Origin of the sequence: Chitinophaga sp. GbtcB8 (assembly GCF_019091455.1) — a bacterium.
In the GTDB taxonomy this organism is placed as follows: domain Bacteria; phylum Bacteroidota; class Bacteroidia; order Chitinophagales; family Chitinophagaceae; genus Chitinophaga.
Genome location: NZ_JAGXJN010000039.1, coordinates 1 through 13,670 on the forward strand (window position 1 = coordinate 1; position 13,670 = coordinate 13,670).

Consider the following 13,670-nt stretch of genomic DNA (forward strand, 5'->3'; position numbering starts at 1 on the left):
ACAATTATCTATTATATTTAGTGATCGATTAAAACTGAATCTTTAAACCCGTTGACACACTTTATGTAATACTACCACGATGAAGAGACATACGGAGAGCAATGAAATTGTATCGATTCAATTCCTGACTTTCATTTAAAGAGATTCCGGCCTATTCCTCCTTCTGTACTCCTTCGGCGATACCCCCATCAGCTTAGAAAACATCCGCGAGAAGTAGTAAGGGTCATCCATGCCCAAACTCTCCGCCACTTCCTTAATAGTAATATCCGGCAGCAGCAAATACTGGCATGCCTTCTGCACTTTTAAATGATTAAAGTACTCCACCGGCGCATAACCCGTCCTTTCCCGGAAAATAGTAGAGAAATAAGACACCGATAAATTCGCAAACTCCGCAAACTCATTCAGTGTAATTCGGGTATGGATCTTTTGCTGCATCAGATCCAGCGTAGCTGCAATAACATCTTTTTCATTCGTATGTTTAATGAAGTTGAATTTGTCTTCGTACAGCACGGAAGAAAGGAAATGATAGAAGATCATATTCACATACCGCAAATTATCCGCCGTATAACCCCGTTCCAGGTTGCTGTAAATATCTTCAAACAGCTTAATGCGGCTATCACTATACGGTAAATAAGGCTTGTAGTTTTTGGCGTGCTGCAGAATGAGGTCTACAATATATGCTGCCAGGTCGCCTTTAAAGTGGATCCAGTAAATAGTCCATGGATCGTCTTCATTGGCAGAGTAGGTATGTGGGGTATTGGCAGGAATGGTAATGAACTGGGAAGGGGAAATATCTACCCGTTTACGGTTAATTTCCAGCCATCCGCTGCCCTCCACACAATATATGATAATGTGCTGTCCAATACCGGCAGAGCGCTTCATATAATGTCCCTTGGCCTTTGGATAGTAGCCAATATCAGTAATATAGATCTGCCGGGTGATCGGATCTTTGGTCAGAAAATCTGTTCTGATCTTCTTTGGCAAAACAATGAGGCGTTGCCCTTCAAAGCCTTCCCGTTTTCTCGCCACTTTCTCTTTCATGCGCAAATATAATAAGTTAGTAATTCCCGGAATACCGTATAAAAATCCATCATTACCGCAAAAATCACTATTCTTAGTGTAATTCCCAATCACGAATTTTGGCTCAAATCCACAATGGGACAATCTATGCCGGGCAGCAACCGCTCGTCGTGCTTAAAATTCTGGTTATGAAAAATATTACATCCTTTTACCTTTTACTGCTATTCGTGTGCCTCGGAATGCAGGTTCGGGTACAGGCACAAACCAATCAGCTTCATGGGAGGGTGCTGGACGCCACCTCTAAAAAACCGCTTCCATTTGTAACAATTACCAACACCGCCAACAAAAAAGCATCACAGAAATCAGATGCCGACGGTAATTTCAGTATGGCCGTTACCGGTAGAGCAACGCTGTTATTCAGCTATGTAGGCTACAAAAGCCATACCGTGAATGTTTCCCCGGCAGATACCGGCATCACGGTTACTATGGAAACAGACATCTCCGGCCTCAGTGAAGTAGTAGTGATCGGTTACGGCCAGCAACAGAAAAAAGACCTTACCAGCGCTGTTGCCAGCATTTCCGGTAAAGAGCTGAGCGAAATGCCCGTTACCAATATCAACAGTGCCCTGCAATCCAGGGTGCCGGGCGTGCAGGTAACCAACGGAGGCTTTGAGCCGGGCGGTGGTACTAATATAAAGATACGGGGTATCAACTCCCTCACAGAAGGCTCAGGCCCTACCTATGTAGTGGATGGTGTGATCATGACCGGCGATATCCGCGAGATCAACCCTTACGATATTGAATCCATAGATGTGCTGAAAGATGCTTCTGCCGCTGCCATCTATGGCGCCAGGGCCGCTGCCGGTGTAGTGATCATCACTACTAAAAAAGCAAAGGCAGGCCGCTCGTCGGTAGACTATAACGGCTATTACGGTATACAGAAAATTTCACGCGCTTATGATTTTATTGATGCAAAAGACTACGCTAATATCAGAAGGGTAGCCCTGAGCGATGAAGACCCGGTAGCCTGGCCGCTGAACGATCCTAAAACAGATTCAGTGGTGTTCAGCCCTCGTGAGCTGCAGAGCCTTGCCGCTGGCAAGTCTTATAACTGGGCCGATGCCATTACGCAGGTAGCGCCCCTGCAAAGTCATACACTCAGCATCTCCAACGGCATTGGCCGCAATAAGGTGTATCTGAGCGGCAACTACCTGAACCAGGGCGGTATCATCATCGGCTCTAACATGAAGCGTTACTCCGTAAAAGGCAACATGGAATCGGCTGTATCAGATAAGCTCACCATGGGTTTAAACACAAACATCTCCCATATAGAAACAGATGGAGTGAGCAAAAGTGCTTATTACAATGCAGTGACCATGAGCCCACTGCGGCCTATCTATGACTCCACGGGTAAACCGTTGGTGGAAGTAGATCCCAGCACTGGCCGTATTGGTGCAGATAACCCGGTAGCGCTGGCCAAAGATGCCACTAACCACAGTGTAGACGACCGTTTCATAGGTAATCTGTTCCTGGAATATAAAGTGATCACCGGTCTGAACTTCCGGTCTAACCTGGGTTTGGACGTGTACAAGAATCAGCGTTTTGAATACTACCCACGCAACACATATGATGGTTATTCACAGTTGGGTGTTGCCAAAGTGCAGAACTTCGGTTACCGCGATTGGGTATGGGAAAACACGCTGACCTACGATTACAATCCATCGGAAAATCATTCCCTGAACATACTGGGTGGTTATACCACGCAAAAAAGAAGGCAGGAATATAACTTTGAGCAGGCCTCTGGTTTCCCCACAGATGAGCTGACGTATAAGAATATGAGCCTTGCTGCCAGGCGGGATAATATTTCCAGCGATTACTGGAACCGGGTGATCAACTCATTCCTGGGCCGCGTGATCTATAAATTTAAGGACCGTTACATTTTTAACGTAACAGCACGATACGATGGTTCATCCAACTTCGGAGCTGAGAACCGCCATGGTTTCTTCCCATCTGTAAGCGGTGCCTGGCGTTTAATAGACGAGCCTTTCATTGGTTTTAAAATGAAATCGCTCGTGAATGATGCCAAGATCCGCGTAAGTTATGGGGTAGTGGGTAACCAGGATATTGGCTACGACCGTATTTATACCCGCATGGATGCTGCTGCTTATCCCTTTAACGGTAGCTCACAATCCACCGGTTACCAGTTAGGCGGCAACGCCGGTAACAGTGCGCTGAAATGGGAAAGCCAGCGCCAGTTTAACGCCGGTTTTGACCTGGCTATGAATAGCTCGCGCGTGCAGCTCACCTTTGACTTCTATAACAAAGACATACGTAACCTGCTGCTGAACCAGGACCTGGCGCCTTCACAGGGTTTCAGTAATAAGATGATCAACGTAGCAGCTATGAATACCCGCGGGATAGATATTGGTCTGAAGCTGTACCCGGTAAAAACACCCAACTTCGACTGGCAGGTGAACCTGAACTGGTCTAAGTATAAATCAAAGATCACCGCTTTGCTGCCTGGCCGAGATTCTTTAAGCCCTACCCTCAAAGTAGGGGAAGCGCCCAACAGCCTGATAGTGGATTATGTGTATGATGGTTTATACCAGCAGGGCGATGATTTTAAGCTGAACCCTTCCGGCCATCCTGGTGATATTAAAGTAAAGGATATTAATAACGATGGGATCATAAACCCTTATGACCGCGCTATTGTAGGCCGTACCACGCCTAAAGGCTGGGGCGGTGTATGGAACTACTTCCGCTATAAACGTGTGTCCATGACCGTATTTGCCACTTACATGTACGGCCATGATGTGTACGACAAAGCATATACAGATTACCTGTACATGGGTGGAGGCCATAATGTGGTGCTGAAAAAAGGTTTGAACTACTGGACGCCCACCAATACCAATACCGATGTGCCGCGTCCGAATGCATTCGGCAGCTCCTTACGTATGCTGCCGCAGGGCTCTTCCAGCTATGCAACAGAGAAGGGGGATTTCATCCGCATCCGGGATATTACCATGTCTTACGATTTTTCTCCGGACCTGCTTAGCAGGATCAAGGTACGCTCACTGCGTGCATACGTACAGGTAATGGAGCCGTTCCTGTTCACCAAATACCGTGGTATTGACCCGGAGATCAATGGTAATATGGACCAGAGCCAGCGGGCTGATATCTATCCAAGATACCGCACCTTTTTGCTTGGCGTAAACCTGGGTTTATAATCTAAAAACTGAATCACATGTTATTTGCACATAAATATTCCAATGTAAGCAAGATCACGCTGGTCTTCATAATGACCGGGATGCTGCTGGCCGGTTGTACCAAACAGCTGGATATAAAACCGGAGGTATTTATTTCACCGGAAGAGCTGTATAAAGATGAAGCAGGCGTAAAATCCGGTATAGTAGGCATTTACCGGCAGCTGCTGGAGCTGAAGCGCTCTGATTATGTAATTGTAGGGATGGTGGGTACTGATGAAGGCAAGACCACTTTGTTTGTACCTACCTGGGGTACTTACTGGCAAAACTTCTGCGCCGTAAACACCTATTCGACACTCATGACCGCGCAGAATGATGTAGTGCAGGGCTTCTGGATAGATTGTTATAAAGGCATTACCAATGCCAACATCGCCATCCGCAGTATTCCTGGTGTAGCCATCAGTGATGCTACTAAGAACCAGGCTTTGGGTGAAGCTAGGTTCATGCGCGCCTTATTTTACTTTTACCTGGTGCAGGCATATGGCGCTGTGCCCATGCCTACGGAAGAAGTGAGCACCGTGGCTGACCAGAAAGGCGGATTACCCCGCAGCAGTGAAGAAGACGTGTATAAGCTCATCGTGTCTGATCTGCAGTTTGCCGCAGCTAACCTTACAGCCAAAGGCGGTGAAGGAAATACTGGCCGCGCCACTAAAGAAGCGGCTACTGGTTTGCTGGGTAAAGTGTACCTGACGCGTAAAGACTGGAACAATGCCAAAACCACCCTGGAGCCGCTGTTAACTGCATCCAACACCACGCTCATGGCCAACTACGCCGATCTGTTTGTAGAAGCCAATGAGAATAATATTGAATCACTATTTGAAATACAGTTCTCAAACGAAAACAATAATACCAGCAACCTGCCTGCTAACCTGGGATGCTGGCAGATCAATTCTCCGGAGCTGCCGGGCGCGGGTGGTCATGTGATCATTCCAACCGATTATTTCTTTGACAGTTTTGAAGCAGGCGATAAACGCAAGGATGCCACCTTCCGCACCCTGTTCTTTGATAAGGATGGCAAGCCGGTAGATTATTCGTGGTGGTCAGATGTAGGTAAGCCGCACATCAAGAAGTTTGATATTACCAAAGGCGTATCTGTAAGCAGTGATAGATCATCCCGCAACCTGTACTACCTGCGTTTGGCAGATGTAATACTCATGTATGCAGAAGCGCAGAACGAGCTGGGTAACACGGCGGTAGCCATGCAAAACCTGAACAGGATCCGCAACCGCGCCGGTTTGCAGAACTATGAAACCGCCCACGGCACCACGCTTACGCAAGACCAGCTGCGTAAGGAGCTGATGCTGGAGCGCATGCGGGAACTGGGCTTTGAGGGATGGCGGTGGTTTGATCTGAAACGCACCGGCACCCTGCTTACAGAGGTAAAAGCACATAATATAGATGCTGCTCCCAACATCACGGAGAAACATTTATTGTACCCAATACCTACCCGCGAGTTTGAAAATAACCAGTCGTTAAAGCTGTCAGATCAGAACCCGGGTTATTAAACAATGAAGTGTGAAAGGATGCTTTCACACTTCGTTTTACTAAGATGAATGTATGTGTAAAAGACAATTATTATCGCTCATTGGTTTATTGTTTGCCGGACAGCTATCAGCGCAGCAGCTGCAGGATGGTAAAGACAGCCTGCTGCTTTCCAATGCGCAGGCAAAGGTAGTGGTGAATTATGCTTCCGGGAAAGTGAGCTATTATTTTCAGAACGGTGTGCAGCTACAGAACACTACTGCTTATGTGGAGGATGTTCATGCAGGTTACCTGGGTACAGCTGATTTTAGCAGTCATACTATTGCTACAGATGCCGTACAAGGCACGTTGGGCAAAGGTATCAGCCTGCGCCTGGTACATGCGGATGATAAGCAGCCTCTGAGCCTGATCCAGTATATTATTCTCTATGAGAACCAGCCATTTTTATTGATCAGTGTAGAAGCAGTTTCCGGTAAAGCAGTAGCTGCTTTACCGGAAACCCGTAATATATCACCGCTCAGCGTTTCAGCGGCACAAAAAGGACGTGTATTTATTCCCGGAACCGAGCCGCGCATCCTGGATGTTCCCTTTGATAACGACAACTGGGTAAAAGTGCTGGCGCAGGCCTGGCCTATGGATGCGGCTAAACCGGTGCGGGGCATCAGCTACGAGTTTGCCTCCCTGTATGATAACAATACTTTTGCCGGCCTGGTAACAGGTAGTATTACGCACGATTTCTGGAAAACAGGGATTGTTTATAAAACTGGGGCAGAAAAAGGAGTGCTGGATACTTTTAATATTTACGGGGGCGCTGCTACGGAAGATAATAAAGCCTTACCCGCAGCCTATGGCGGCCTGGATGGCACACATGATCATACCCCGCATGGGACCATGCAAGGTGAAACCGTGCATTCGCCGGTCATATATTTAGCTGCAACGAATGATACCCGAAAGGATTTTGTAGGGTACGGCAAGGTGAATGTATTGCAGGCCGGCCACCTTGATTGGCAGGGCTTTGCACCGTTTTACTGGAACAGCTTTGGCGTAGAAGGGGTGTTAGGATATGAGAAAGTAATGATGCCGCCCGGCGTAGCCAAAATATCAGACTTCATTTACACGCTGAATAATTTCAACAAGTATGCGAAGCCGGTACTAAGTATTGATTCCTACGATCAAAGCATTTACACCACTGATCTGCTGGCCTCTTTAGGTAAATATGGTAAAAAGAAGAACCAGCAGCTGGGCTTCTATTTTATACCCTTTGCCGTATGGACCTGGAAAAATTCCATGGACCAAACGAAGCTGAATGGTACAGAAGTACTGTTAAGAGATGTAGTGCTGAAAGATAAGAACCACCAGCCCATAGCCTACAAAGATGGGGACTGGGGCGCGTTTGCCATTGACCCTACACACCCGGCTGTGCGGGAATACATCATCGGACAATTAAAAAAAGCAAAAGCCATTAATGCATCTTTTATTAAGATAGATTTTTTAACCGCAGGTTCATTAGAATCCACCACCCGGTATGACAAGCATGTGCGAACCGGCATGCAGGCATACAACCAGGGCATGAAAATGCTGAAGGGGTTGGTGGATTCTATTATGGGGCCGGACATTTTCATTACCATGGCTATATCTCCCATGTTCCCTCACCAGTATGCACATACGCGGTTCGTATCCACGGATGTGTATTCCCACCTGCGCGATGACCAGCCGGGCTTTCCAGGCTGGGGCAGCACGGAATCGTCGCTGGCCAGCGGATCGCACCTGTGGTGGATGCAGGGCACCTTATGGCCTTACACCAACCTGGATGTTGCCATCATGAAACACTTCCAGAAAAATCCTGACCTCACGGAACAGGAAATTAAAGTACGGCTGTACGCCATGATGGTAATGGGCAGCATTTTAGGCGATGGCTCCGACTTCCGCGACAAGGTAGCTGCGGAAAGAGCGCAGCGGTACTTGAATAATCCGGAAATATGCGCTTTCTTTAGTCAGCCAAAAGTGTTCACCCCACAGCGTATGGCAGATGGTGAAACCATGGACCAGCAGCTGAGCTTTTATTTAAAAAGTGATACCACTATGCTGGCAGCTTTTAACTTTGCTACGCAAAAGGAGTTTAAAGAAACGTTCAATATAAAAGATATAGGCCTGGATAACACCAAAGCCTATACTATAACGGATTTGTTAACCGGCCGGTCATTAGGCCAGGTAACCCGCGGACAGGCATCCATTTCACTGACAGTACCGGTGAAAGACGCGCTGCTGGTGAGGCTGGTGCCTGTACATGACTGACCATAAAACAGGAAGCTTGAATACCCGGCAATCGACAACAGTAGCCTTAACCAGCAAACAATGTGGCACGCTGCATGGCGCGCCTTTGTATTTAATTACGTTACAGCATGAGAACATTACGGTACACATCACCAACCTGGGCTGCACGTTAATGTCTATTTATACACCTGACCGGAATGGTGTGTTGAAGAATATTGTGGCCGGCTTTGAACAGCCTGCAGATTACGCAAATAATCCCTGGTATTTTGGATGCGTGGTAGGCCGTTTCGCCAACCGCATTGCCGGAGGCCGTTTTATGCTGGATGGTCAACCCATTCAGCTCACTGTAAATAACGATAACAACCACTTGCACGGTGGCTTTAACGGCTTTCATACTAAAGTATGGGCACTGGATTCCCTGATCCGCGAAGGGGAGCAAGCCGGCGTAGTATTGGAATATACCAGCAAAGACGGAGAAGAAGGTTACCCAGGCAACCTGCAGGCCAAAGTGCAATATGTGCTGAACCAGCAAAACCAGCTGGTGATCACGTATACCGCGGTTACGGATAAACGAACCCCTGTAAATTTTACGAACCATAGTTACTTTAACCTGAGCGGTTTTGAACAGCCGCTGATCACGGATCATGTGCTGCAGGTGAATGCTGCACACTATACTGAAAAGAATGCACACAATGTACCTACCGGCCGTATATTACCACTGGCCGGCACCGGCGCGGATTTTTCTGTACCCACACGCATAGGCAAGCGTATTAATGATTTTCTACAGGATAAGGGTTTTGATCATAACTATGTATTGAGTCAGGGCCCCGGCCCCGTGGCAATATTAGAAGACCCGCATACCGGGAGGTATTTGAAGGTATTCACAGACCAACCGGGCATGCAGGTGTATACGGCTAATTATTGGGATGGGAGTATTGTTGGGCAGCAGGGTAAGGTGTATGTGCAACATGGCGCGGTGGCGCTGGAAACACAGGCTTTTCCGGATAGCCCGAATCATGCGGAATTTCCGGATACGGTATTGGAGCCGGGGGAGGTGTATGAGGCGGTAACGGTGTATGAGTTTGGGGTGAAGGGTTAATATTTAGTGTTAAATACTTTAGGAAAATTAATATTAAAGAAGAGCCTGGGCTTTTTGTATGTGACGGTTTTCATAGCAGCCAGGCAGCTTGTAGTTGTCTGCCCATCGGAGAAAATTACTTCTCTGAACTGGATTATTGTTCTTCTTGTGGTTATTCCAATGGTAATAACGGGCTGATGATCTGTTGATGGAATATCGAATCTCTTCCTGGTTTCCTTTACTTCCAGAACGTTATAGCCATATTTGCTAAATTCCTTTTTTACCAGCCGGGTGAACATGGCATCTCTTAAAAGCCACATAATGGCCCATAATGTAAAAAGTAAGCCTAGCCCTATAAAAAGGAAAATTATAAAAAACATAATTTTAATTAAAACTTAATCTTCAATCCAAACTCCTTCTTCATCCTTAATAAGGCTTCCGCATTTCCTCTTGCATCATCCACGGGATTGTGTGAATGTTTAGTAACCCGCATGTGTTTAAAGTTCTTAAAAGTATCTTTTTCCATGCCTTTGTACAAGCTGCCCAGGTTCTGAGAGCTGAATCCAAAAGGGTTTCTTCCCAGGAAATGATGAAAGTACCAGCAGATAAACATCCAGACAAAACCATTGTTATCACTGATAAAAATAGGCCGGTCGGTAGAGCAAACTTTATTAATCCAATCCTGGAAATCTCCCATAACTTTTGCAGGATCATTGAACTGTGATGTTTGTTCCCGCGTAAAGCCCGATACAGCCAGCGCTTCCGGTATAAACTTATCAGATATAGGCGCCAATTCACCATAAAAGGACTGTTCCAAACCATCCTCCACCTTTACGGCGCCAAAACAGATCATAGAATAATCACCGGGAATAGGGCCATCGCTCTCAATATCAACCATTATATATGCCATTGCTATATTTTTAAACAGTGCAAAATTGCGAAAAAGACGGTTAACTTTATCATCATGCAACAACATATCGCCCATTTAACCCTGGTAGTAAAAGATTATGATGAAGCCATAGCCTTTTATACCCGGCAATTGAGCTTCACTTTAGTAGAAGATACCGTTTTAAGCGATACCAAACGCTGGGTGCGGGTAGCGCCACCCGGATCAACCGGCTGCTGTTTACTGCTGGCCAAGGCAGCCGACGAAGCTCAGGAAAGCCGTATAGGCAACCAAACCGGCGGGCGCGTATTCCTGTTCCTGTACACCGATGACCTGGAAAGGGATTACCGGCAAATGAAAGAAAACGGTGTCACTTTTGTACGGGAGCCGGTAGCTGAAGCATATGGAAAGGTGGCTGTTTTCCAGGACCTGTACGGTAATTTGTGGGACCTGTTAGAGCCGATGAATAAGTAATGGCGTGGCTATGCGATGCCTCCAAAATGATGTTTGCCTGTAGAAATTCAATGTTCTGAATGCGCGCCTTAATACCTGAAAAATGCAATGGTTTAAATACATCATAATCCTAATAGCCCTGTCAGGTGATCTTACCCTCCTGGCGCAATCCCCCATTCCCGCTCATGACCCGGTTATGATCCGCCAGGGGAGCCGGTATTATTTATTCTGCACGGGCAATGGCATCACGGTATGGTCATCAACCGACCGGCAGCAATGGCAAAAGGAGCCACCTGTTTTTAGTGCGCCACCTGCATGGGCCGTGGCCGCAGTACCGAAATTCCGCGGGCATATCTGGGCGCCGGATATCAACTATCATAATGGATTATATTATTTGTTTTATGCCGTATCTGCTTTCGGTAAAAACACTTCCTGCATAGGCCTGGCTACTAATAAAACATTGGATCCAGCTGCCGCAGATTTTAAATGGACAGATCACGGGAAAGTGATCCAATCCGTTCCCGGCCGCGATCTATGGAATGCCATTGACCCCAACCTGGCGTTTGATGAAAACAATGTTCCCTGGCTGGCCTTCGGCTCTTTCTGGAATGGTATTAAGCTGGTAAAACTAAAGGACAATCTAACGGCAGTGGCTACCCCGGAACAATGGTACACCCTTGCTGCCCGTACCCGCAGCGCAAATATTCCCGATACCATAGCAGGCGATGCGGCCATAGAAGCGCCTTTTATCTACAAAAAAGATAAATATTATTACCTCTTTGTTTCCTTTGATTATTGCTGCCGCGGCCCGGCCAGCACATATAAAATGATGGTAGGGCGGAGTGAAAAAATAACCGGCCCTTATATTGATAAAGACAATGTACCCATGACGCAAGGCGGCGGTACTTTGGTGTTACAAGGCAATGCGCAATGGTATGGGGTAGGGCATAACGCGGTGTACAACTGGGACGGGAAAGATTATATCATCTATCATGGTTATGATGCAGCGGATAAGGGGCGGTCAAAATTGCAGGTAAAGGAATTGGATTGGGATGCGGATGGATGGCCGGTGGTGAAGTGATAATAGTCTGGTACTCTTTTTGGAGCTTTCATCCACTTTATTACATTTGATAAACTAATCCATTATGCAGCTTATTCCCGCTTTAAAAGAACAATGGCTCAACTTAACAGCGCAATACACCACAGATGAACCGTTACTGTTACAGGAATTTGATCACCTCATTACACACTATTCAACCATAAACCGTTTTTATCATAACCTGCAGCATATTCATAACCTGCTGTTGTTACAGCAGCAATACGAAGAGATGATCCACGATCATGATACCATCGGTTTTGCCATCTTCTACCACGACCTGGTGTATGATGTAATGAAAACCGATAATGAAGACGAAAGCGCGCTGGCAGCCGGCCGTTTTATGCAACAGACCAATGTGCCGGTAACACAGGCGGAGAAGATCATGGAGTACATACGTGCCACAAAATCGCACGACGGTAATAGCACTGATAACGATCTTTTATTATTCCTGGATTTTGACATGGCCATCCTGGGCAGCTCTTCGGAAGAATATCAGCAGTATGCGCAGCAGATCCGTATGGAGTATAATTCGTACAATGATACTGCCTATAATATGGGGCGGACTAAAGTGCTGCAACATTTTCTGCAAATGCCCCACATTTATAGTACGGAAACCTTTAGAAATAAATATGAGCAGCAGGCCCGCGAAAATATTAACGCGGAACTGGCTGCCCTAAAAACTACTTAGCAGCTGTTATCTGCCAGATCTTATCATTCACATCATCCGTTACCAGCATAGAGCCATCCGGTAATACCGTAACGCCTACAGGCCGGCCATGTACTTCGCCTTCTTTATCGGTTTCAAACCCGGTCAGGAAATCCTGCGGTTTGCCGGCAGGTTTACCATTTTTAAAGGAAACAAATACAACTTTGTAGCCCGCCAGTTCAGAACGGTTCCAGGATCCGTGCTGGGCCACAAAAGCGCCGCCCTGGTATTTTGCAGGAAATGCTTTTTTAGTGTAAAAGGCCAGTCCAAGAGAAGCAGTATGTGAGCCCAATGGCACATCCGGTACAATAGCTTTTTTCACCAGGTCAGGGCGGGGCGCTTCAATACGCGGATCAGGATGCTGCCCAAAATAGGAGTAAGGCCAGCCGTAAAAACCGCCGTCCTTTACACTGGTCAGGTAATCCGGTACCAGGTTGTCGCCCAGCTCATCGCGTTCGTTCACTGCTGCCCATAATGTTTTGGTACCGGGCGCCCAGGCCATACCTACCGGGTTACGCAGGCCGGAAGCATATACACGCTCGCCTTTACCATCCGGATCTACTTCTAGTATGCAGGCCCTGCGCGGGTTCACCTCTTTGCCATTATCCCCCAGGTTATCAACAGAGCCTACGGCAATGTAGATCTTAGAGCTGTCTGCATTGGTAATAATATTGCGTGTCCAGTGCTGGTTGCGTTTTTCAGCAGGCAGGTCCAGCAGTTTTTCACCTTCGGCTTCCATTTTCATTTGCCCCGGTTGATAGGGGTAACGCAGCAACGCATCTGTATTGGCTACATACAGGTAACCATTCATAATAAGCATTCCAAAAGGCTGGTTCAGCCCTTCCAGGAACACTTCTTTAATATCCGGGTGCCCGTCGCCTGTAGTATCCCGTAAAATGGAGATACGGTTAGCGCTCTTTTTCATATTCTCTGCCTTGGCAGCGCCCAGTATCACGGCGCCGGCCTGCATAAAGGCATTCTTAATGGTATTGGCCTCTGCTACCAGCACATCGCCATTAGGTGTTACATAGGTCCAGCGTGGGTTTTCCATCCCATCTGCATACAGGCTTACGGTAAATCCCCTGGGTGCAACCGGTTGCTGCCCCTGTTCCCATCCGACCACCTTGCTGAAGTTTTTCACCGATTTGGTGGCATAGGGCGCCGGCAAACCGTCCTGCTGCTTTTGCGCCATAACGGCGCATGGTAACAAGCCCCAAAGTATAACGGAAGGTATCATTTTCATAACAATACTATTTACCTGATAAGCAGCGCAAAAGGCATGCCCGCCACAGTTTGGGCAATTCACAAAAAGGGGGGATACCCGTCATTAAATTGCGTAACTTATTCATGATTTAACTCCAGGACGCATCCCAGTTTATTTAGAGCATAGCCATTTTTTAGAGTGTAGC

At 47.0% G+C, this 13,670-nt stretch carries 11 protein-coding genes; 7 read left to right on the plus strand and 4 right to left on the minus strand.

What is annotated here, in order from left to right; all coding sequences use genetic code 11:
• Positions 1–135: 135 nt before the first annotated feature.
• Positions 136–1,041: an AraC family transcriptional regulator gene (locus tag KVT36_RS25990; protein ID WP_217606368.1), complete on the minus strand. Its 906-nt coding sequence runs from the start codon at positions 1,039–1,041 to the stop codon at positions 136–138.
• A gap of 167 nt (positions 1,042–1,208) precedes the next feature.
• Here KVT36_RS25990 and KVT36_RS25995 point away from each other — a divergent pair, with 167 nt between their 5' ends.
• From KVT36_RS25995 to KVT36_RS26010, 4 genes are read left to right on the plus strand one after another with little or no spacing between them, the layout of a single operon-like run.
• Positions 1,209–4,247 carry a SusC/RagA family TonB-linked outer membrane protein gene (locus KVT36_RS25995; RefSeq protein ID WP_217606369.1) on the plus strand — a complete coding sequence of 1,013 codons (3,039 nt, stop codon included), beginning with the start codon at positions 1,209–1,211 and terminating at the stop codon, positions 4,245–4,247.
• A gap of 17 nt (positions 4,248–4,264) precedes the next feature.
• Complete coding sequence (locus KVT36_RS26000) at positions 4,265–5,788, plus strand: RagB/SusD family nutrient uptake outer membrane protein (RefSeq protein WP_217606370.1); 1,524 nt, start codon at positions 4,265–4,267, stop codon at positions 5,786–5,788.
• Between the two features lie 52 nt (positions 5,789–5,840).
• Positions 5,841–8,060, plus strand: a complete 2,220-nt coding sequence (locus KVT36_RS26005) for a hypothetical protein (RefSeq protein ID WP_217606371.1) — start codon at positions 5,841–5,843, stop codon at positions 8,058–8,060.
• Positions 8,061–8,076: 16 nt separating this feature from the next.
• A complete protein-coding gene (locus tag KVT36_RS26010; RefSeq protein ID WP_254640207.1) occupies positions 8,077–9,138 on the plus strand; it encodes an aldose epimerase family protein in 1,062 nt (353 codons plus the stop codon).
• Here the strand turns inward: KVT36_RS26010 and KVT36_RS26015 are convergent.
• Positions 9,135–9,497 carry a hypothetical protein gene (locus KVT36_RS26015; RefSeq protein WP_217606373.1) on the minus strand — a complete coding sequence of 121 codons (363 nt, stop codon included), beginning with the start codon at positions 9,495–9,497 and terminating at the stop codon, positions 9,135–9,137. The genes KVT36_RS26010 and KVT36_RS26015 overlap by 4 nt on opposite strands.
• Before the next feature lie 8 nt (positions 9,498–9,505).
• The gene (locus tag KVT36_RS26020; protein WP_217606374.1) at positions 9,506–10,027 is read right to left on the minus strand and encodes an exonuclease; all 522 of its coding nucleotides are present in this window, start codon (positions 10,025–10,027) and stop codon (positions 9,506–9,508) included.
• A 54-nt stretch (positions 10,028–10,081) separates the two neighbouring features.
• On the opposite strand from KVT36_RS26020, the gene KVT36_RS26025 reads away from it, so the two are divergent.
• The 3 genes from KVT36_RS26025 (at position 10,082) to KVT36_RS26035 (ending at position 12,243) form a co-directional block, all read left to right on the plus strand.
• Complete coding sequence (locus KVT36_RS26025; RefSeq protein WP_217606375.1) at positions 10,082–10,477, plus strand: VOC family protein; 396 nt, start codon at positions 10,082–10,084, stop codon at positions 10,475–10,477.
• Between the two features lie 82 nt (positions 10,478–10,559).
• A complete protein-coding gene (locus tag KVT36_RS26030) occupies positions 10,560–11,537 on the plus strand; it encodes an arabinan endo-1,5-alpha-L-arabinosidase (RefSeq protein ID WP_217606376.1) in 978 nt (325 codons plus the stop codon).
• Positions 11,538–11,601: 64 nt separating this feature from the next.
• Entirely contained in the window at positions 11,602–12,243 is a 642-nt protein-coding gene (locus tag KVT36_RS26035) for a hypothetical protein (protein WP_217606377.1), read from the plus strand.
• Here KVT36_RS26035 and KVT36_RS26040 read toward each other — a convergent pair.
• A complete protein-coding gene (locus KVT36_RS26040) occupies positions 12,236–13,504 on the minus strand; it encodes a sorbosone dehydrogenase family protein (RefSeq protein ID WP_254640208.1) in 1,269 nt (422 codons plus the stop codon). The two genes, KVT36_RS26035 and KVT36_RS26040, sit on opposite strands and share 8 nt — an antisense overlap.
• Positions 13,505–13,670: the final 166 nt, after the last annotated feature.

Excerpts from the sequence above, each read along its gene's own strand:
- KVT36_RS25990 (WP_217606368.1), bottom strand. The coding sequence starts at position 1,041 with ATGAAAGAGAAAGTGGCGAGAAAACGGGAAGGCTTTGAAGGGCAACGC.
- KVT36_RS25995 (WP_217606369.1), top strand. The coding sequence starts at position 1,209 with ATGAAAAATATTACATCCTTTTACCTTTTACTGCTATTCGTGTGCCTC.
- KVT36_RS26000 (WP_217606370.1), top strand. The coding sequence starts at position 4,265 with ATGTTATTTGCACATAAATATTCCAATGTAAGCAAGATCACGCTGGTC.
- KVT36_RS26005 (WP_217606371.1), top strand. The coding sequence starts at position 5,841 with ATGTGTAAAAGACAATTATTATCGCTCATTGGTTTATTGTTTGCCGGA.
- KVT36_RS26015 (WP_217606373.1), bottom strand. The coding sequence starts at position 9,497 with ATGTTTTTTATAATTTTCCTTTTTATAGGGCTAGGCTTACTTTTTACA.
- KVT36_RS26020 (WP_217606374.1), bottom strand. The coding sequence starts at position 10,027 with ATGGCATATATAATGGTTGATATTGAGAGCGATGGCCCTATTCCCGGT.
- KVT36_RS26025 (WP_217606375.1), top strand. The coding sequence starts at position 10,082 with ATGCAACAACATATCGCCCATTTAACCCTGGTAGTAAAAGATTATGAT.
- KVT36_RS26030 (WP_217606376.1), top strand. The coding sequence starts at position 10,560 with ATGCAATGGTTTAAATACATCATAATCCTAATAGCCCTGTCAGGTGAT.
- KVT36_RS26035 (WP_217606377.1), top strand. The coding sequence starts at position 11,602 with ATGCAGCTTATTCCCGCTTTAAAAGAACAATGGCTCAACTTAACAGCG.
- KVT36_RS26040 (WP_254640208.1), bottom strand. The coding sequence starts at position 13,504 with ATGAAAATGATACCTTCCGTTATACTTTGGGGCTTGTTACCATGCGCC.